The organism is Bariatricus sp. HCP28S3_A4 (assembly GCF_052066395.1).
GTDB lineage: Bacteria > Bacillota > Clostridia > Lachnospirales > Lachnospiraceae > Allocoprococcus.
On sequence record NZ_JBQHSE010000009.1, the window covers coordinates 88,427 to 108,433 of the forward strand.

Sequence of the window (20,007 nt, forward strand, 5' to 3'; positions counted from 1 at the left end):
TATGAATAAGATGATTATGATGATCGTTGTACTTTTACCGATGCTCTCGGGGGTACTGATTCCTTTGCTCCCGTTTCGGAATCGAAGACAGATGATGATCTATATTGAAACGGCGGTACTTCTAAACACGATTCTGGTGTTCCTGATGTTGGCAAATCCTCCGCAGAATGCACTGGTTCTGTTTAAGTTCACAGGAAATCTTAGTGTCAGTTTCCGACTGGATGGACTGGGAAGGATATTTGCAGGTCTTATTTCCGCATTATGGCCTTTGTCAGTTTTGTACTCGTTTGAATATATGAAACATGAGAAGCATGAAAAATATTTCTTTATGTTTTACACGATTACTTATGGAGTAACTCTGGGGGTAGCTCTCGCGGAGGATATCGTGACGATGTATTTCTTTTTTGAAATGCTAAGTCTGATCACGCTTCCGTTGATCATGTATACCCTTACCCGTGAGGCGATCCACGCAAGCCGGACGTATTTCTACTATATGACCGGTGGTGCGGCTTTTGCCTTTATCGGCATGATTTTTATTCTGAGTTATGGAACGACTTCCAATTTTGTCCCGGGCGGTGTGATCGATCTGGCGAAAGTAGGAGATAAGACGAATCTGTTGCTCATTATATATGTTCTTTGTTTCTGCGGATTCAGTGTCAAAACGGCAATGTGGCCGTTTTCTTCCTGGCTTCCGAAAGCGGGAGTTGCGCCGACACCGGTGACGGCGCTGCTTCATGCGGTGGCGGTGGTAAATACAGGAGCATTTACACTGATGCGCGTGACCTATTATAGTTTCGGAACAGAACTTCTTAGGGGAACCTGGGCGCAGAAGGCGGTTATGACGCTGGTGATCATTACGATCGTTTACGGATGCAGCCGGGCACTGAAGGAAACACATATCAAGCGCCGTCTGGCCTGGTCTACGGTGAGTAATCTGTCCTACATTCTGTTTGGTGTGGTATTGATGAGCCCGCTGGGACTGACCGGTGCACTGAGCCATATGGTATTCCATTCCGTGATGAAGATTTGTTCTTTCTTCTGTGCCGGTGCGGTGATGTACCAGACAGGAAGAACGTATATTTATGAGCTGGATGGATTTGGTCACAAAATGCCGAAGGTTTTTGTTCTGTTCACGATATCCGGCATGGCTCTGATGGGAGTTCCGGGACTTTGTGGATTTGTCAGTAAATGGAATCTGGTGAAGGCTGCAGTCGCATCCAGGATGCCGCTGGCCTATGTGGGTGTCGCGGCATTACTGATATCGGCACTTCTCACAGCAATCTATATGCTCTCAATTTCGGTACGCGCCTTCTTCCCGGGAAAACAGTTCGATTACGGAACGATCCGGGGCGTGAAGGATCCAAACTGGATGATGATTCTGCCGTTGACGGTTTTCGCTGTGGCTATGTTCTGCTTCGGATTGCACCCGGCACCTCTGCTGGAACTGTTCCGTCAGGTGGTTTCGGTGTTTTAAGGAGGGAAGATCATGAATAGAAATATATTACTTGCCATTCTGGTGTTTTATCCGTTTCTGGGAGGAATTCTGGTGTATTTGGCGGGAAAATACCGGGAAATATGCAGAGATTATCTGGCAGATTTTATCACTGTCAGCGAATTCCTGGCAGCGGCAGCGATTATGACTGTGGACGGTGCAGAGCTTCAGGTACCGGGAATCTGTGGATTCGGACTCGGGTTTGCGTTGGACGGTTTCCGGGGAATTTACGGATGCATTGCTTCTTTGATGTGGATGATGGTGACTGTTTTTTCCAGAGAATATTTCCGGAATCATGAAAACAAAAACAGATTCTACCTGTTCTTGCTCTGGACTTTGGGGGCAACGATGGGAATCTTTTATTCGGCTGATCTTTATACTACATTTATATTCTTCGAGATTATGTCCTTTACTTCCTATGTATGGGTCGTTCAGGAAGAGACGGAGGATGCAATCCGGGCGGCACAGACGTATCTGGCTGTTGCGGTGACTGGCGGTATGGCCATGCTGATGGGATTGTTCCTGCTCTACCATGAATTGGGAACTCTGGTGATCGCTGAACTGCTTCCGGCATCCGCAGCGTGTGCGGATAAAAGCCTGCTTTATGTGGCGGGGACCTGTCTTCTGGTTGGATTCGGGGCAAAAGCCGGAGCATTCCCGCTTCATATCTGGCTCCCAAAGGCACACCCTGCAGCACCGGCACCGGCTTCTGCGCTGCTCTCCGGAATTCTTACAAAGACAGGAATATTTGGAATTCTGATCATCAGCTGTCAGCTGTTTTTCGGAGATGGCGTATGGGGAAAGCTGATTCTTGCGATTGGAGTTGTGACGATGTTTATGGGAGCACTCCTTGCGTTATTCTCAGTGGATATCAAGAGGACGCTGGCGTGTTCCTCCATGTCCCAGGTTGGATTTATTCTGGTGGGCATCGGCATGCAGGGACTGTTGGAAACGGAACAGGCGCTTGCCGTGCACGGAACCTTTCTCCATATGGTCAATCATTCTCTGATCAAACTGGTGCTTTTTATGGCAGTAGGCGTAATTTACATGAATACGCATGCACTGAATTTAAACGAAATCCGCGGGTTTGGACGAAACAAGCCGCTTTTCAAGGGAATCTTTCTGACAGGAGCACTTGCTATCGCGGGAATTCCTTTCTTCAGCGGCTATATCAGCAAAACGCTGCTTCATGAGAGTATCGTGGAATTCGGCGGAGGAATGCCGGGGAAAATGATCGAGATCCTGTTCCTGATTTCCGGCGGGCTGACTGTTGCTTATATGACGAAGCTTTATGTGGCAGTTTTTGTAGAAGAAAACACAGATTCTGAAAAACAGAAATCCTTTGATGAGACTGAGAAGTTTATGAATCGGGAATCCGGATTCGCCCTTGCTGCAAGTGCTGTGATTCTTTTGATCTGGGGATTGTTCCCGCATAGTCTGATGGATCGTGCAGCCACCTATGCACAGAGCTTCATGAATCTGCAGGAAACAGGAGAGCGTGTGAGCTATTTCGCACCGGAAAATCTCCTTGGAATGGTGATCTCTGTCGGAATCGGGGCAGCGGTCTATGTTCTGATCGTACGGAAAGTTCTTATGAGAAAGATGGAAAATGGAACGGTACAGTATGTAGATCTGTGGCCAAAATGGCTGGATCTGGAAAATCTGATCTATCGTCCTGTGGTCCTGGGAATTCTTCCGTCGGCAGGAAGAATATTAAGCAGAATTTTGGATACCATATTGGATGGGATTGTTGTGCTTTTGCGGAAAACCATTTACCATGACAGTCCGTTGCCTCATGAACGTGAAGAAGGAAATATACTAACCGAAATACTTGGAAAAATACTGAATGCCGTGCAAACTGTGAAGAATCATACTGTCCGGAGAAAACATCCTGTTTATCGTGACTATGTTCACGAGATGGCAGTGAGAAATGAAGAGTTTAAGGAAAATAACCGGGTTATTGAACGAAGCCTGTCATTTGGCCTGATGCTCTTTTGTATCGGGCTGACGCTGACGCTGATTTATCTGATCTGGTGGTAATTTACGGTGTTATGGTGAGAAAAGGTGTTGGTGGTAAATGGATCGTCTTGGACGGTGGGAGGTGTGCCCTGTATATGAGGCACACCTCCCACTGTCTTTTTGTTCTTGCTCATGTGTTGTGATAAATGAAAAAGAAATTCATTTGTGGTATTGATATATATAAGTATTATATAAATCAGGTATTGACTATTCCGGAAAATGAGAGTATTATAAACATATGAACAATTGCTCATATGTTCAAAAATATTTTCAGGAGGATTATACATATGAAGAAAAAATTTAAAATGGTAGATCTGGATTGTGCAAATTGTGCGGCGAAGATGGAAGCTGCAATCAAGAAGCTGGATGGCGTGAATGATGCAACGGTAAGCTTTATGATGCAGAAGCTGACAATTGATGCGGACGATGCCAGATTTGATGAGATTATGCAGGAAGTTGTGAAAGTATGTAAGAAAGTGGAGCCGGACTGTCAGATTCAGCTGTAACGGATGAAGGCAAGAAAGTCAGGCTAAGAGGTGCAGGAGATGACGAAGAAACAGAAAACAGTGCTTTATCGTATTATAGCAGCAGCAATCATTTATATACCGCTTTTTGTACTGGAACATATGGGAAAATTGGAGTTCCAGACACCATGGCCGGTGAAGTCCCTCCTTTTTCTGGTCCCTTATGCGATCATTGGATGGGATATCATTTACAAGGCAATCAGAAATATCTGCCACGGGCAGGTATTTGATGAGAATTTTCTGATGTGTATTGCCACATTTGGTGCGCTGGGAGTCGGAGAGTATTCGGAAGCGGTAGCTGTAATGCTGTTCTATCAGGTGGGAGAGTTGTTCCAGAGTTATGCGGTGGGCAAATCTCGTCAGTCGATCAGTGAGATGATGGATATCTGTCCGGAGTATGCGAATATCGAGCAGGAAGGACAACTGGCACAGGTGGATCCGGATGATGTGGGGATCGGAGATGTGATTGTTATCAAAGCCGGCGAAAGAATTCCGCTTGACGGAATCGTTCTTTCCGGGAATTCTTTTATCGATACATCGGCACTCACCGGAGAATCGGTACCCCGTGAAGTACGGGAAGGAAGCGAGATCATCAGCGGATGTGTGAACGGAAGCGGACTTTTAAAAGTACAGGTCACAAAAGAGTTTGACGATTCTACTGTTTCCAAGATCCTTGAGCTTGTGGAAAATGCGAGCAGCAAGAAGGCGAAAGTAGAGAATTTTATCACCAGATTTGCGAAATATTATACACCTGTGGTAGTATGTGCCGCAGTGCTGCTGGCGATACTTCCTACCCTTCTGTTCGGACAGCCGTTTACAGAATGGCTGAAGCGGGCCTGCATTTTTCTGGTTATTTCCTGCCCGTGTGCACTTGTAATCTCCGTGCCGCTCGGATTCTTCGGCGGGATCGGCGCTGCCTCCAGACAGGGCGTGCTGGTCAAAGGAAGCAATTATCTGGAAATCCTGTCTGAGATGAAGACGATCGTTTTTGATAAAACAGGTACTTTGACGCGGGGAGAATTTGCCGTGAACAAGGTCATTGTAAATGAGGGAAATGAGTCGGAAATCCTGGAGCTTGCGGCACTGGCGGAAGGGTATTCCGATCATCCGATCGCAGGAGCGTTGCGTGCAGCATGTCAAGAGGAGCTTTCCATGGAGCGGGTGAAAGACAGTGAAGAAATCCCGGGTCATGGAATCCGCTCTGTGATCGACGGCGAGATCGTTTATGCCGGAAATGCAAAGCTGATGGAACGGGAAGGAATCTGGTATGAGCCGTGCGATGAGGCGGGAACCGTCGTATATGTGGCAAAACAGAATCTGTTCCTCGGAGCGATCGTGATCGCAGATACGGTGAAACCGGAAGCAAAGCGGGCAATCCGGCAGCTCAAGAACAGCGGTGTAAGGAAGACGGTCATGCTCACCGGAGACCGCAGAGAGGTCGGAGAAGCGGTTGCAGCGGAGTTGGGGATCAATCAGGTCTACACCGAACTGCTCCCGGGTGATAAAGTCGAGAAAGTGGAAGGTCTTCTTGCAGAACTTGGAGAGAAGGAACGTCTGGGATTTGTCGGTGACGGTATTAACGATGCACCGGTGCTGGGAAGAGCGGACATTGGAATTGCGATGGGAAGCATGGGATCGGATGCGGCGATCGAAGCTGCGGACATTGTTCTGATGGATGACGATATCATGAAAATTCCGTCTGTCATCCGGATCGCCGGTCAGACAATGAAGATCGTAAAACAGAACATTGTATTTGCACTGACTGTGAAGGCTCTGGTTCTGTTCCTTGGAGCGCTCGGCATGGCGAATATGTGGGAAGCAGTATTTGCGGATGTCGGAGTTTCAGTAATTGCGATCCTGAATTCGATGAGGACTCTGAAAACAAAATAAAAGATATGGTCAAGGGAAAAATGAATTGCTCATTTTTCCCTTGATTTTCGTCCCGTGGTAAGGTAGAATATACACCATTCGGAAAGGGTGGATGATATGGAGCTTATGATAGATATTTTTATGGATGCAGTGATTGATACGGCGAAACTGATTCCGTTTTTGTTTCTGACTTATCTGGCAATGGAGTACCTGGAAAATAAAGCAGGGGAAAAGACTGTGAATATGTTGCTTGGAGCAGGTAAAAAGGGACCGCTGATCGGGGGAATCCTTGGTGTTGTCCCACAGTGCGGATTTTCGGCTGCTGCGGCAAGCCTTTATTCGGGCGGGGTCATAACGATTGGAACGATGATTGCGGTATTTCTGTCTACTTCGGACGAAATGCTGCCGATTCTCATTTCAGAGCGTACAAAAGCAAAAGAAATTGTCTGGATTCTTGGTGTGAAGATATTCATCGGTGTAATAGCGGGAATCCTTGTTGATATCGTGGTTAGAATGCGCACTGGCGGGACACAGAAAGGACTGCATATTCATGAAATCTGTGAACGGGATCACTGCCACTGCGAAGAGGGGAGCATCCTGAAATCCGCAGTGACACATTCTCTGCAGACGGTGCTGTTTGTTTTTTTAGTAACGCTGGCATTGAATGCACTGGTAGAAGGGATCGGAATGGAACAGGTCGTCAGAGCGGCAGCCGCACATCCGGTAAGAAGTATCCTTCTGACTGCTTTGATCGGGCTGGTTCCAAACTGTGCATCTTCGGTTATGATTACAACATTTTATCTGGAAGGGGTTCTTTCGGTGGAAAGTATGCTGGCGGGGCTGTTGTCCTGTGCCGGTGTGGGGCTCCTTGTATTGTTTCGTACAAATAAGAACTGGAAAGTGAATCTGATGACCGTAGCATCGCTATATGGAATCAGTGTGTTCTGCGGTCTTGCTGCCCAGTTGATTCTATAAAAAGAATAAAGATTTTTAGGTAAAGGGAACCAGGGATTTACCATGGTAAAAAATGGTTGCTTGTATCAGTTAAAAGCGGTAGAATACATGTAGTATTATACGAAAGAGAGGAAAAATTATGGCTAAGAAAGGATTTGTTGCGGAATTTAAAGAATTTATCAGCCGTGGTAATGTCATGGATATGGCAGTCGGTGTTATCATAGGCGGCGCCTTCCAGAGTATCGTGAGTTCATTAGTAGGAGATGTTGTGATGCCTGTCATTACCGTGATTACAGGAGGCATCAGCTTTTCATCATGGAAGCTTGCTCTGACAGAGGGAGAAGAACCGTCTTATCTTAATTATGGTAATTTTATCACTGCAGTGATCAACTTCCTGCTCATGGCATTCATTATTTTCTGCTTTGTGAAACTCATGAATACATTGAGCGCGAAAATGCTCAGAAAAGAAGCAGAAGAAGCACCGGCACCGACGACGAAGAAGTGCCCGTACTGCTGTTCAGAGATTCCGATCGAAGCAACCAGATGTGCCCATTGTACATCGGAACTTCCGGTAGAAGAAGAGAAGACAGAATAGGCTGAATCAGCATATTATAAAGAAGAGGCAGAGAGGAAATACAGAAAATGGAAAAAATAATTTTAACAGGAGACAGACCGACCGGCCGTCTTCATGTAGGACATTATGTTGGTTCTCTGAGACGAAGAGTGGAACTGCAGAATTCCGGAGAATATGACAAGATTTTTATTATGATTGCAGATGCCCAGGCATTGACAGACAATGCGGATAATCCGGAAAAAGTACGGCAGAATATCATTGAAGTGGCATTGGATTACCTGTCTTGCGGACTGGATCCGGAAAAATCTACATTATTTATCCAGTCCCAGGTTCCGGAATTAACAGAATTATCTTTCTATTATATGAATCTGGTGACGGTGTCCCGTCTGCAGAGAAACCCTACTGTAAAATCCGAGATACAGATGCGGAATTTCGAAGCAAGTATTCCGGTTGGATTTTTCACGTATCCAATCAGTCAGGCTGCGGATATTACAGCATTTAAAGCGACAACCGTTCCGGTCGGAGAGGATCAGCTCCCGATGATCGAACAGTGCCGTGAAATCGTTCATAAGTTTAACACAGTTTACGGGGATACATTGGTAATGCCGAAAGCATTGATCCCGGAGAATGAAAGCTGCTGCAGACTTCCTGGAATTGACGGAAAGGCAAAAATGAGTAAATCCCTCGGCAACTGTATCTATTTATCTGATACGGAGGAAGAGGTTCAGAAGAAAATTATGAGTATGTATACCGATCCGAACCATCTGAAAGTATCTGATCCTGGGCAGGTGGAAGGAAACTGTGTGTTTACTTATCTGGATGCATTCTGTCGGGATGAGCATTTTGCCAAATATCTTCCTGACTATCAGAACCTGGATGAGCTGAAGGCACATTACCAGAGAGGCGGACTTGGGGATGTGAAGGTGAAACGGTTCCTGAATGCAATCATGCAGGAAGAACTTGCGCCGATTCGTGCAAGAAGAAAAGAACTGGAGAAGAGGATACCGGAAATTTACGAGATCCTTCGTGAAGGCAGTATCGAAGCGGAGAAAGTGGCTGCTCAGACACTGAAAGAAGTGAAAGAATCCATGAAGATCAACTATTTTGATGATATGGAACTGATTCGGGAGCAGAGTAAACGTTTCGCTTCCGAAGCTTAAAAAAGTAAGCTTACAAAGTGTAAAATGTTAAACAGATATGAAAATATGTTGCGTAATTATTAAAAGGACGCTATAATAGACTCCATAAGTGACTGATTGTGCAAAAAAAACGGTCAATCAGCCAAAGATAGGCCGAAGGAGATAATTATATGGGTAAATATTTTGGAACAGATGGCTTCCGTGGGGAAGCAAATGTGAATTTGACAGTAGAGCATGCATTCAAAGTTGGACGATATCTGGGATGGTATTACGGGCAGGAGCACAAGGCGAGAATCGTGATCGGCAAGGATACCAGACGGAGCAGCTATATGTTTGAATATGCACTGGCAGCAGGGCTTACTGCTTCCGGAGCAGATGCGTATCTTCTGCATGTAACGACAACCCCCAGCGTTTCTTATGTGACGAGAACCGAAGATTTTGACTGCGGTATTATGATTTCCGCCAGCCATAATCCATTCTATGATAACGGTATCAAAGTAATTAATGGAAAAGGACACAAACTGGAGGCAGAAGTCGAAGATAAGATTGAAGCTTATATCGATGGGGAAACAGGAGAAATTCCGCTTGCACAGAAGGAAGCGATTGGAAGAACGATTGACTATGCGGCGGGAAGAAACCGGTATATCGGACATCTGATCTCGCTGGCCACACGCTCTTTCAAGGATATGCGTATCGGACTTGACTGTTCGAACGGAAGTGCATTTGCCATTGCGAAAAGTGTTTATGATGCACTTGGAGCTAAGACTTATGTGATCAACAACGAGCCGGATGGAACGAACATCAATACAAACTGTGGCTCCACACATATCGGAGTGCTGCAGAAATTTGTGAAAGAGAAGAAACTGGATGTAGGATTTGCATTTGACGGAGATGCAGACCGCTGTATCGCAGTCGATGAGAACGGCAATGTCGTTGATGGAGACCTGATTCTGTATGTCTGTGGAAAATATTTAAAAGAGCGCGGACAGCTTAACGGAGATACGATCGTGACAACGATCATGTCAAATATCGGTCTTTATAAGGCGTGTGACAAAGTTGGAATCCGTTATGAAAAGACAAAGGTTGGCGATAAATACGTTTATGAGAATATGGTCCAGAATAATTTCATGCTGGGCGGCGAACAATCCGGTCATATTATTTTCAGCAAACATGCTACGACCGGTGACGGAATCCTGACTTCTCTTATGATTATGGAAGTGATTATGGAGACGAAGCAGTCTCTTGCAAAGCTGACGGAGGATGTGACCATTTACCCGCAGCTCCTCAAGAATGTGAGAGTATCTGACAAGAAGACGGCACGGGAGAATCCGGAAGTGGTAAAAGCAGTTGCTGCGGTTTCAGAGGCACTTGGAGATGACGGACGTATTCTGGTACGCGAAAGCGGAACAGAACCGGTAATCCGTGTTATGGTGGAAGCCACCACGGATGAACTGTGTGAAAAATATGTAAATCAAGTCGTTGATGTGATGGAAAAAGAAGGCCTGATCGTCGGTTAACCCGAACAGATTTAAGGGATTGTGTGAAATGCACAGTCCCTTTTTTGTCATGCATACGCCAAAAAGAACCGATGGATCGTTTTTGGTTCATGGCGGGATCATCTTTATTACTTTACAAAAAATGCCTTCTGTGCTAACATGAATATAACAAAAAACAGCAAAAGAAAAAGTAAAGAGGGAATTTTTATGCTGATAGAGATTGATTTTAACAGTGATGAAGCGATTTATTTGCAATTGAGAAATCAGATTATTATGGGGATTGCAACGTCCACGATCCACGAAGGTGATCCGCTTCCTTCGGTTCGTACACTCGCCGAGAATATCGGGATCAACATGCATACGGTAAACAAAGCATATAATGTACTAAGACAAGAAGGATTTATTCAGCTGGACAGGAGAAAGGGTGCCGTGATCTGTATTGATGTCAATAAGATTCAGGCGCTTCAGGATATGAAGGAGCAGCTCCGGATTCTTCTGGCAAAGGGGAGCTGCAAAGGAATCACCCGGGAAGAAGTACATGAATTGGTAGATGAGATTTATGAAGAATATAAATGATGCCTGTAAAGGCTGTCATGCGGCAGTACTGCATGAGTGGTGAGACCGGATTAATAAGAGATAAGGAGAGACTTACGAGGTTATGACAGAGAATCAGTATACAAAGCAGGCGCAGGAAGCGCTGAATATGGCAAAGGAGATTGCGGAGGCGAACCGGCATCCATATATCGGGACGGAACATCTTCTTTTCGGATTGAAGAGAATCTATACAGGAGTTGCAGGTCAGGTACTTGACAAGAATAAAGTGGACGAAGAGCAGATGGAAAAAGCGATGGATCTGCTGATATCCAGTCCGGCAGGAGGAACACCTGACAGACGAAGAATCGAAAGAAGCCCCAGACTGGAATACATTTTGGAGGAAAGCAAGAATGAGGCGGCACATTTCGGATCCAGAAAGATCGGGACGGAGCATATGCTTTTGGCGATGCTCAAAGACGGTGACTGTGTGGCAACCCAAATGCTTATGACCTTGAATGTCAATATTCAAAAGGTGTTTCAGGATCTTCTGCAGGCTATGGGTGAGGATCCGAAAGAATATATGGAAAGTCAGCGTGAAGGAGAAGGTCAGGGAGGAATCCTCGAACAGTACAGCACAGATCTGACGGAGGAGGCCAGAGAAGGCAAGCTGGATCCGGTGATCGGGCGTCAGGAGGAAATCGGAAGGATCATGCAGATTTTGAGCCGCAGAACCAAGAATAATCCTTGTCTGGTCGGAGAGCCGGGTGTCGGTAAGACTGCGATCGTGGAAGGGCTTGCAATGCAGATTGCAGACGGGATCGTACCGGAGAGTATGCGGGACAAGAGGATTCTTGTGCTGGATCTTCCGGGCATGATTGCAGGATCAAAATACAGAGGTGAATTTGAGGAACGTATGAAGAAGCTGATCCGGGAAGTAAAGGCATCCGGCAATGTGATCCTGTTTCTGGACGAGCTGCATACGATCATCGGAGCAGGTGGGGCTGAAGGGGCTATCGATGCGTCCAATATTCTGAAACCCTCTCTCGCACGCGGAGAGCTGCAGCTGATCGGTGCGACGACACTGACGGAGTACCGCAAATATATTGAGAAAGATGCTGCGCTGGAGCGGCGTTTTCAGCCGGTGACGGTAGAAGAGCCGGATGAGGAAAAATGCCTTGTGATCCTGAAAGGGCTCCAGAAAAAATATGAGGCACATCATGAAGTGGAGATTGAAGAAGAAGCACTGAGGGCCGCAGTTCATTTGTCATGCCGTTATATTAATGACCGGTTTCTGCCTGATAAAGCAATTGATGTGTTGGACGAAAGCTGTTCCAAGGTGAAGCTCAGAGGCTTCAAAGTACCGGAGAATATTGCAAAATTAGAGATACTTTATAAGGATCTTGGCGCCGAGAAAGAAAATTGTATTAAAACCGGGAACATGGAAGAAGCTTCGCGCCTCCATCGGGAACAGAAGGAAACCATGAAGAAACTGGAGCAGGCAAAAGCCCGGTTTGAGAAGAGCCACGAGAATAAAAAGGTATCGGTTACAGAAGAGGATGTGGCTGAGGTGATTTCTGCCTGGACAAGAATCCCGTTGAGCAGACTGAACGAGACAGAGACGGCAAGACTTGGAAAATTGGAAAAGACACTGGAGAAGAGAGTCATCGGCCAGGAGGAAGCTGTGAAGGCTCTGGCGAAAGCTGTCAAGAGAGGAAGAGTTGGTCTGAAAGATCCGAAGAGGCCAATTGGTTCTTTCCTGTTTCTTGGGCCTACCGGAGTCGGTAAGACCGAACTTTCGAAAGCACTGGCAGAGGCACTTTTTGGAAATGAAGAGGATATGATCCGGGTTGATATGTCAGAATACATGGAGAAACACAGCGTCGCAAAAATGATTGGGGCGCCTCCGGGATATGTGGGACATGATGATGGCGGACAGCTCAGTGAAAAAGTGCGCAGAAATCCATATTCCGTAATCCTGTTTGATGAGATTGAAAAAGCACATCCGGATGTGTTCAATATCCTGCTGCAGGTGCTGGATGACGGGCATATTACAGATTCTCAGGGGAGAAAAGTGGATTTCCGCAATACAGTCATCATCATGACTTCCAATGCCGGAGCGAAAGCGATCATTGAACCGAAGAAGCTCGGCTTTACGCAGCAGGAAGATGTGGCGGGCGATTATAAGCGCATGAAGTCTAACGTTATGGATGAAGTGAAGCAGCTGTTTCGTCCGGAATTCCTGAATCGTATTGACGAGATTATTGTATTCCACCCGCTCGGTGAGAATGATATGAAGAAGATCGTGGGTCTGATGTGCAAGGAAGTGACACAGCGTGCAAAAGAACAGCTGGATATCACGCTCGTGATCCGCGATTCAGTGAAAAAGCACATCGTCGAAACCGGAACGGATAAGAAATACGGTGCAAGGCCGCTTAGAAGAGCCGTGCAGAATCAGCTGGAGGATAAACTGGCGGAGGCGATCCTGAGCGGTGAAATCAAACGGGGCGATCATGTGGAAGCCGGAATTTCTAAAAAAGAAATAAAATTTACTACAAAGGGAATAAACAACTAGAAAAAGAAAAGGGATATGGTATAATAAGATTAACTCAAAAGAGAATACCATTAGGAGGAACATGGAAATGGCATTAATCAAGGAACTTATTAAGAGCGAGACTGACGGAACACTTAGCTTTGGAGATTACAGTCTTGCGGAAAAGACGAAGAAAGATGGTTTTGAATTTCAGGGAGATTTATATAAAGTTAAGACGTTCAAAGAGATTACCAAATTAGAGAAAAACGGAATGTTTGTATACGAATCTGTGCCGGGAACTGCCGTTGAGAATTTCAAAGTCTCTGAAAATGTAGTTTCGTTCAAAGTATCCGGTGAAGGGGATGCGCAGATTACGCTGGAACTGGAAGCGGACAGCGAATATACAGTTTACATGAATGATGTAAATGTCGGAGATATGTCAACGAATTTAAGTGCAAAACTCAGTATCAGTGCAGAATTAGGGAAAGAAAGCGTTGAAGTAGAAATCGTTAAGAAATAGGACACGGATACATAGTGATTTTGAGAGAAGGGCTGTTTGATGCAGCCCTTTTCCTGTCACTGGAATTGAATCTGTCTGTGAACCGCAGCGTGAGAAAGGAAAAGCAGGAAATATGGCAAAAGGGAAGAAGACAGTTTTTTTCTGTCAGAATTGTGGACATGAAGAGTCAAAGTGGCTGGGACAGTGTCCCATGTGCAAGGAATGGAATACTTTTGTTGAAGAAAGGGTAACGATGGCGAAAACGGTTGCCGTGAAGGACAGGAAGGAACTACGCGCAGTTCCGCTTTCCCAGGTGCAAACGGAAGCAGAAGAGAGAGTAAGTACTCATATTAATGAACTGGATCGTGTGCTTGGAGGCGGGATCGTTCCCGGTTCTTTGATTCTTGTCGGAGGTGATCCGGGGATCGGCAAATCAACATTGCTTCTGCAGGTTTGCCGTGAACTGGCACGCACGGAGAAGAAGGTGCTTTATATTTCGGGAGAAGAATCACTGCGGCAGATCAAGCTGCGTGCACAGCGCATGGGAGAATTTACGGAACATCTGCTTTTGCTCTGTGAGACCAATCTGGAACTGATCCGTCAGGCAATCGAGAGAGAAAGACCGGAAACGGTCGTGATCGATTCGATTCAGACCATGTTCAGCGAAGAGGTGGGGTCTGCACCGGGCAGTGTGTCACAGGTCCGGGAGGCGACCAATGCTCTGATGCAGCTTGCAAAAGGCCTGTGTATCACGATATTTATTGTAGGGCATGTGACGAAGGAAGGTACGGTTGCGGGTCCGAGAGTATTGGAGCATATGGTGGACACAGTGCTTTATTTCGAAGGGGACCGGCATGCATCGTACCGGATCCTCAGGGGGGTGAAGAATCGTTTCGGTTCAACCAATGAGATTGGTGTATTTGAAATGCGTCAGGACGGACTGCGCGAGGTGAAAAATGCATCGGAATTTATGCTGGACGGCAGGCCGGAACATGCGTCGGGATCCGTCGTGGCATGTTCCATGGAAGGGACCAGGCCGATCCTTCTGGAAATACAGGCTCTTGTGTGCGAAAGTAATTTAGGCATACCCAGGAGGACTGCGGCTGGAACGGATTACAATCGTGTCAATTTGCTGATGGCGGTACTCGAGAAACGGATCGGTTACCGGTTGGCAAACTATGATGCATACGTGAATATTGCAGGCGGAATTAAGATCAATGAGCCGGCGGTCGATCTGGGAATTGTGATGGCAATCGTATCCAGCTATAAAAACAGACCACTGGATGAGAGAACGATTGTATTCGGAGAGGTTGGACTGAGCGGAGAAGTACGGGCAGTCAGTATGCCGGAACAGCGCGTGCAGGAGGCAAAAAAGCTTGGATTTGAGACCTGTATCATGCCGGCTGTCTCTTATGACAGTGTGAAGAACATCGAAGGCATACAGATCATTGGTGTAAAAAATATCAATGAGGCGATCCGGCTTTTCTGATATAAACGAAGATTTATAATAAAATAAATCAATTGACATTTGGAAAATATCGGAATATACTGTAGTAAATTAAAACACTAAACCGATGAACAAGAGGAGTAGGTAAAGATATTTGTTCCCAGAGAGCTGCCGGATGGTGGAAAGGCAGCGGCAAGAGTTTTTACTGAATGGACTTGTGAGGGCAGCTTGAAAGCAAATTTTGAGAATATCATATATTTGCGAGTAGACGCTGACGGGATTCTAGCCCGTTATCAAATAGATATGTATGTTAGTACATAACAGAGTGGTCAGTATATTGACAAATTGGGTGGTACCGCAGAAGATTTAAGCTTTTGTCCCTTTAAGAGGGGACAGGAGCTTTTTTTTGTGCCATGCTTATGAAAAAAAGGTCCACAAAACAAATACTTTTTGAATTAGGAGGAGCGTACATGTATCCAGATTGTAATGAAATCTTGAAACTTGCATCAGATTATGACATCATTCCGGTATGCCGTGAAATCTACGCAGATGTTGTTACGCCGATTACCTTGCTTCGGAAAATTGCGGCTGTGAGTAAACGGTATTATCTGCTGGAAAGTATTGAAGGCGGGAAAAATGGGGCAGGTATTCGTTCCTGGGATATGATCCTCTGATGCGCGTGTACTGCAGTGACGGTAAAGTCGTGATCGAGCAGGATAAAGAGGAAAATGTAATAGAAACAGACAAACCGCTGGAAGTGGTAAGAAAGATTATGAAAGATTACCGGTCACCGAAGAGTGCCGGGATGCCGCCATTGAATTCCGTGATGCTACCCAGGCAGCAGCAAAGGAATAGGGGAAAACAGGATGATATTGGATAAAATAGCAGCATATACACGGCTTCGAATAGAAGAGGCAAAGAAAGAGCTTTCGCCGGACGAGATAAGAAGACTTGCACTTTCATGCAAAACGGACACCGGATTTCCATTTGAAAAAGTGTTGAAAGAACCCGGGATCCACTATATCTGTGAAGTGAAAAAAGCATCTCCGTCCAAGGGAGTGATTGCAGAGGATTTCCCTTATCTGAAGATTGCAGAAGAATACGAAAAGGCAGGTGCGTCGGCAATCTCCTGCCTTACGGAACCAAAGTATTTCATGGGAAAGAATGTATATTTGAAAGAAATTACCGGTAAAGTGAAGATCCCGGTTCTGAGAAAAGATTTTACAGTGGATGAATATATGATATATGAAGCAAAATTGCTCGGCGCAAGTGCGGTACTTCTGATCTGTGCCATACTGGATACAGAAACAGTACGGGATTATATTCATATCTGCGATGAACTTGGATTATCTGCACTGGTTGAGGTTCATGACGAGAAGGAAATGCGGTCCGCAATCGAAGCCGGGGCGAGAATCATCGGAGTAAACAACCGGAATCTGAAAGACTTTACCGTAGATATCGGAAACAGTGTCCGCCTCAGAAAATTAGCTCCGCCGGATGTATTGTTTGTGGCGGAAAGTGGAATTCAAAATGCAGAGAATATCAGGAATCTCAAAGAAGCCGGTGTGAATGGAGTGCTGATCGGTGAGACACTGATGCGAAGTCGGGATAAAAAAGCAATGCTCGTGGAACTGAACGGAGGCCTTCTTCGCGGGAGGGATTCCGAATGGTAAAAGTAAAGATATGTGGTTTGAGACGAGCAGAAGACATTGCGATGGTAAATGAATTTCACCCCGATTTTGTCGGATTTGTTTTTGCAGACAGCAAACGGAAAGTTGACAGTAAAACAGCAAAGTTGCTTCGAAAAGAATTGCGAAGAGATATTCCGGCAGTCGGAGTGTTTGTAAATGAGGATGTGGAGATCATTCGCAGTCTGTGCAGACAGGAAATCATACAAATGGTTCAGCTCCATGGCGATGAAGACGAAGAATATATGAAAGAACTGAAGAATCAGCTTCCCGAAATTCCGGTGATCAAGGCTGTCAGGGTGAGGTCGAAAGAACAGATACTTGAGACAGAAAAAACAGAGTGTGATTACCTTCTGCTGGATACTTATGTAAAAGATATGTACGGTGGAAGTGGGAAGACATTTGACAAGGGTATGATCCCAGATTTGAAGAAACCATATTTCCTTGCCGGCGGGCTGGATGCGTCGAATGTAATAGACAACATACGGGTATGTCATCCGTATGCGGTGGATGTTAGCAGTGCAGTGGAAATAGATGGATGGAAGGATGCCGGAAAGATAAAAGAATTTTTGGAAAGGATTAGAGAACATGAGTAAAGGAAGATTTGGAGTATATGGAGGCCAGTACGTTCCGGAGACGCTGATGAATGCGGTGAATGAGTTGGAAGAGGCCTATGAGAAATATAAAAATGATCCGGAATTTAACCGGGAGCTGGATGAACTGCTGAAAAATTATGCAGGACGTCCGTCGCTTCTATATGAAGCAAAAAAAATGACAGAAGATCTGGGTGGAGCGAAAATCTATTTAAAACGGGAGGATTTGAACCATACAGGCGCACATAAGATCAACAATGTCCTGGGACAGGTCCTTCTGGCAAAAAAGATGGGAAAGACACGGGTGATTGCAGAGACAGGAGCCGGGCAGCACGGCGTTGCGACAGCGACAGCAGCAGCCCTTATGGATATGGAATGTGAGATTTTCATGGGAAAAGAAGATACCGACCGTCAGGCGTTAAATGTGTATCGCATGGAACTCCTGGGGGCCAAAGTACATCCGGTTACAACGGGAACTATGACGCTCAAGGATGCAGTAAACGAGACGATGCGTGAATGGGCAAGCCGGATGGATGACACACTTTATGTGCTGGGGTCTGTCATGGGTCCACATCCCTTCCCAACAATCGTGCGGGATTTCCAAAAGGTTATCGGAAAAGAAATCAAAGAACAGATCATGGAAAAGGAAGGAAGACTGCCGGATGCGGTGATCGCATGTGTCGGCGGTGGCAGCAATGCAATCGGTGCATTTTATGAATTTATTCCGGATAAAGAGGTACAGCTGATTGGATGTGAGGCTGCAGGTCTGGGAATTGATACCGAAAAACATGCGGCAACAATTGCGAAAGGAACGAAAGGAATTTTCCATGGTATGAAATCTCTCTTCTGCCAGAATAAAGATGGGCAGATCGCTCCGGTATATTCCATTTCGGCAGGTCTGGATTATCCGGGAATCGGACCGGAACATGCGATGCTGGCTGAAGAAGGACGCGCCAAGTACGTTCCGATCACCGATGAAGAGGCTGTTAATGCATTTGAATATCTGTCACGTACAGAAGGAATCATACCGGCTGTTGAAAGTGCACATGCGGTGGCGTATGCTATGAAGCTGGCACCAACCATGTCAAAAGACAAAATTATCGTAATCAATATTTCCGGCCGCGGAGACAAAGATGTGGCTGCAATTGCAAGATACAGAGGAGTTGAAATCTATGAGTAAGATTCAGGAAGCATTTAAAAATAAAAAAGCATTTATCCCATTTATCACAGGAGGAGATCCTGCACTGGATGTAACAAAAAAACTCTTGCTTGCCATGCAGGAGGCAGGAGCTGATCTGATTGAAGTGGGAATTCCATTCTCAGACCCGATCGCGGAGGGACCTGTCATTCAGGAGGCAGATGAACGTGCGCTGAAAGGCGGATGTACAACGGACAAGCTTTTTGACGCGATGAAAGAAATAAAAGATGAAATGTATGTGCCGCGTGTGTTTATGACTTATGTAAATGCAATTTACAGTTACGGGAAGAGGCATTTTATGGAACGTTGCGTTGAATGTGGAATGGTCGGCGTAATCGTACCGGATATGCCATATGAAGAAAAAGGAGAATTGGAAGATGTCTGCCGTGAATACGGAATCGAATTAATCTCTCTGATCGCGCCAACATCGGACAAAAGAATCCAGATGATCGCCAGGGAGGCGGAAGGATTCCTTTATTGTGTATCATCGCTTGGGGTAACCGGAGTGCGCAGTGAAATCAAGACCGATATTGGAGCAATGATCAGAAAAGTGAAAGAAGTGTCCGATATTCCATGTGCAGTCGGATTTGGAATTGCGACTCCGGATCAGGCAAAAGATATGGCAGCTGTGGCTGACGGAGTGATTGTAGGATCGGCGATTGTCAAAATAGTGGCAAAGTATGGAGAAGAATGCGTACCATATGTAAGTGACTATGTGAAAAGCATGAAAGAAGCGATATAACAATGAAATTGTTTGAATTGTCTGAAATAAATAAAAAACAAAAACATTATTGACAATTTCAAAATGAAGTGGTAAGATATGACTCGTTGATTGGTCAGTACTCAGAAATGAGACGGCGGGCAACGGGTCATAACTTATTTTAGAAGGGCTGAGACAGAGGCCAGGGGCGGTATGCAGAAGTCTGGTGAAAAAAAGTTGTTGACAAACGTCGAAAGATGTGATAGTCTAATATAGCTGTCGCGAGACAGAGAAGAAAGAACATTGATAACTAAACAATAGACAACAACCCTGAAAATTCTTTAAGAGATTTTTCAAGAACGGTTGAATCGACAGATTTAACAAACCTAAAAACAGTAAGAAGGAACAGAATTGCCAAGCGATTCTGGACTGGATACAAACAATGAAGCTCCGATGGTTCTAGGTTCGAAAGGACCTCACCAAGAACGCACGGAGCGCATAAACCGTAAGGTCTGAAAAGACCAGACCTAACTTTTTTATGCGAGAGTTTGATCCTGGCTCAGGATGAACGCTGGCGGCGTGCCTAACACATGCAAGTCGAACGAAGCACATTGGATTGATTCTTCGGAAGAAAGAGAATGTGACTGAGTGGCGGACGGGTGAGTAACGCGTGGGTAACCTGCCTCATACAGGGGGATAACAGTTAGAAATGACTGCTAATACCGCATAAGACCACGGAGTCGCATGACTC

General features: G+C 45.6%; 16 protein-coding genes, 1 rRNA gene, 1 pseudogene and 1 other annotated feature. All 18 genes and pseudogenes read left to right on the forward strand.

From position 1 onward, the window contains the following. Position 1: 1 nt before the first annotated feature. On the forward strand, positions 2-1,474 hold the full coding sequence (locus ACTNBF_RS06750) for a complex I subunit 5 family protein (protein WP_441026285.1): 1,473 nt from the start codon (positions 2-4) through the stop codon (positions 1,472-1,474). A gap of 12 nt (positions 1,475-1,486) precedes the next feature. Beyond that, positions 1,487-3,532 carry a complex I subunit 5 family protein gene (locus ACTNBF_RS06755; protein ID WP_441088923.1) on the forward strand — a complete coding sequence of 682 codons (2,046 nt, stop codon included), beginning with the start codon at positions 1,487-1,489 and terminating at the stop codon, positions 3,530-3,532. A gap of 266 nt (positions 3,533-3,798) precedes the next feature. After that, positions 3,799-4,017 carry a cation transporter gene (locus ACTNBF_RS06760; protein ID WP_427807014.1) on the forward strand — a complete coding sequence of 73 codons (219 nt, stop codon included), beginning with the start codon at positions 3,799-3,801 and terminating at the stop codon, positions 4,015-4,017. Positions 4,018-4,056: 39 nt separating this feature from the next. Next, positions 4,057-5,925: a heavy metal translocating P-type ATPase gene (locus tag ACTNBF_RS06765; RefSeq protein WP_441088924.1), complete on the forward strand. Its 1,869-nt coding sequence runs from the start codon at positions 4,057-4,059 to the stop codon at positions 5,923-5,925. A 96-nt stretch (positions 5,926-6,021) separates the two neighbouring features. Beyond that, the gene (locus tag ACTNBF_RS06770) at positions 6,022-6,879 is read left to right on the forward strand and encodes a putative manganese transporter (protein WP_441088925.1); all 858 of its coding nucleotides are present in this window, start codon (positions 6,022-6,024) and stop codon (positions 6,877-6,879) included. Positions 6,880-6,997: 118 nt separating this feature from the next. Further along, positions 6,998-7,453, forward strand: a complete 456-nt coding sequence (mscL, locus tag ACTNBF_RS06775; protein ID WP_427807017.1) for a large conductance mechanosensitive channel protein MscL — start codon at positions 6,998-7,000, stop codon at positions 7,451-7,453. Positions 7,454-7,500: 47 nt separating this feature from the next. After that, entirely contained in the window at positions 7,501-8,592 is a 1,092-nt protein-coding gene (gene trpS, locus ACTNBF_RS06780; protein ID WP_441049441.1) for a tryptophan--tRNA ligase, read from the forward strand. Between the two features lie 149 nt (positions 8,593-8,741). Beyond that, on the forward strand, positions 8,742-10,088 hold the full coding sequence (glmM, locus tag ACTNBF_RS06785) for a phosphoglucosamine mutase (RefSeq protein ID WP_427819672.1): 1,347 nt from the start codon (positions 8,742-8,744) through the stop codon (positions 10,086-10,088). 186 nt (positions 10,089-10,274) lie between these two features. Next, a complete protein-coding gene (locus ACTNBF_RS06790) occupies positions 10,275-10,643 on the forward strand; it encodes a GntR family transcriptional regulator (protein ID WP_427807020.1) in 369 nt (122 codons plus the stop codon). 82 nt (positions 10,644-10,725) lie between these two features. Beyond that, positions 10,726-13,173, forward strand: a complete 2,448-nt coding sequence (locus ACTNBF_RS06795) for an ATP-dependent Clp protease ATP-binding subunit (protein WP_441026279.1) — start codon at positions 10,726-10,728, stop codon at positions 13,171-13,173. A 67-nt stretch (positions 13,174-13,240) separates the two neighbouring features. Next, positions 13,241-13,651: an endosialidase gene (locus tag ACTNBF_RS06800; RefSeq protein ID WP_427807022.1), complete on the forward strand. Its 411-nt coding sequence runs from the start codon at positions 13,241-13,243 to the stop codon at positions 13,649-13,651. A 112-nt stretch (positions 13,652-13,763) separates the two neighbouring features. Next, positions 13,764-15,119 carry a DNA repair protein RadA gene (radA, locus tag ACTNBF_RS06805; RefSeq protein WP_427807024.1) on the forward strand — a complete coding sequence of 452 codons (1,356 nt, stop codon included), beginning with the start codon at positions 13,764-13,766 and terminating at the stop codon, positions 15,117-15,119. 76 nt (positions 15,120-15,195) lie between these two features. Then, positions 15,196-15,462, forward strand: a binding site (T-box leader). 85 nt (positions 15,463-15,547) lie between these two features. Continuing rightward, positions 15,548-15,891, forward strand: a pseudogene (locus tag ACTNBF_RS06810) (anthranilate synthase component I); the annotation flags it as partial. Positions 15,892-15,943: 52 nt separating this feature from the next. Then, on the forward strand, positions 15,944-16,750 hold the full coding sequence (gene trpC / locus ACTNBF_RS06815; RefSeq protein WP_427819675.1) for an indole-3-glycerol phosphate synthase TrpC: 807 nt from the start codon (positions 15,944-15,946) through the stop codon (positions 16,748-16,750). Further along, positions 16,744-17,361, forward strand: a complete 618-nt coding sequence (locus ACTNBF_RS06820; RefSeq protein WP_427819676.1) for a phosphoribosylanthranilate isomerase — start codon at positions 16,744-16,746, stop codon at positions 17,359-17,361. Before trpC ends, ACTNBF_RS06820 begins: the two co-directional genes overlap by 7 nt. Further along, positions 17,354-18,538, forward strand: coding sequence for a tryptophan synthase subunit beta (gene trpB, locus ACTNBF_RS06825; protein ID WP_441026274.1), 1,185 nt, complete (start codon positions 17,354-17,356; stop codon positions 18,536-18,538). The genes ACTNBF_RS06820 and trpB overlap by 8 nt, the downstream gene beginning before the upstream one ends. Further along, the gene (gene trpA / locus ACTNBF_RS06830) at positions 18,531-19,298 is read left to right on the forward strand and encodes a tryptophan synthase subunit alpha (RefSeq protein WP_427807028.1); all 768 of its coding nucleotides are present in this window, start codon (positions 18,531-18,533) and stop codon (positions 19,296-19,298) included. Before trpB ends, trpA begins: the two co-directional genes overlap by 8 nt. Positions 19,299-19,792: 494 nt before the next feature. Continuing rightward, a 16S ribosomal RNA gene (locus tag ACTNBF_RS06835) occupies positions 19,793-20,007 on the forward strand; the annotation flags it as partial.

Excerpts from the sequence above, each read along its gene's own strand:
- ACTNBF_RS06750 (WP_441026285.1), top strand. The coding sequence starts at position 2 with ATGAATAAGATGATTATGATGATCGTTGTACTTTTACCGATGCTCTCG.
- ACTNBF_RS06755 (WP_441088923.1), top strand. The coding sequence starts at position 1,487 with ATGAATAGAAATATATTACTTGCCATTCTGGTGTTTTATCCGTTTCTG.
- ACTNBF_RS06760 (WP_427807014.1), top strand. The coding sequence starts at position 3,799 with ATGAAGAAAAAATTTAAAATGGTAGATCTGGATTGTGCAAATTGTGCG.
- ACTNBF_RS06765 (WP_441088924.1), top strand. The coding sequence starts at position 4,057 with ATGACGAAGAAACAGAAAACAGTGCTTTATCGTATTATAGCAGCAGCA.
- ACTNBF_RS06770 (WP_441088925.1), top strand. The coding sequence starts at position 6,022 with ATGGAGCTTATGATAGATATTTTTATGGATGCAGTGATTGATACGGCG.
- mscL (WP_427807017.1), top strand. The coding sequence starts at position 6,998 with ATGGCTAAGAAAGGATTTGTTGCGGAATTTAAAGAATTTATCAGCCGT.
- trpS (WP_441049441.1), top strand. The coding sequence starts at position 7,501 with ATGGAAAAAATAATTTTAACAGGAGACAGACCGACCGGCCGTCTTCAT.
- glmM (WP_427819672.1), top strand. The coding sequence starts at position 8,742 with ATGGGTAAATATTTTGGAACAGATGGCTTCCGTGGGGAAGCAAATGTG.
- ACTNBF_RS06790 (WP_427807020.1), top strand. The coding sequence starts at position 10,275 with ATGCTGATAGAGATTGATTTTAACAGTGATGAAGCGATTTATTTGCAA.
- ACTNBF_RS06795 (WP_441026279.1), top strand. The coding sequence starts at position 10,726 with ATGACAGAGAATCAGTATACAAAGCAGGCGCAGGAAGCGCTGAATATG.
- ACTNBF_RS06800 (WP_427807022.1), top strand. The coding sequence starts at position 13,241 with ATGGCATTAATCAAGGAACTTATTAAGAGCGAGACTGACGGAACACTT.
- radA (WP_427807024.1), top strand. The coding sequence starts at position 13,764 with ATGGCAAAAGGGAAGAAGACAGTTTTTTTCTGTCAGAATTGTGGACAT.
- trpC (WP_427819675.1), top strand. The coding sequence starts at position 15,944 with ATGATATTGGATAAAATAGCAGCATATACACGGCTTCGAATAGAAGAG.
- ACTNBF_RS06820 (WP_427819676.1), top strand. The coding sequence starts at position 16,744 with ATGGTAAAAGTAAAGATATGTGGTTTGAGACGAGCAGAAGACATTGCG.
- trpB (WP_441026274.1), top strand. The coding sequence starts at position 17,354 with ATGAGTAAAGGAAGATTTGGAGTATATGGAGGCCAGTACGTTCCGGAG.
- trpA (WP_427807028.1), top strand. The coding sequence starts at position 18,531 with ATGAGTAAGATTCAGGAAGCATTTAAAAATAAAAAAGCATTTATCCCA.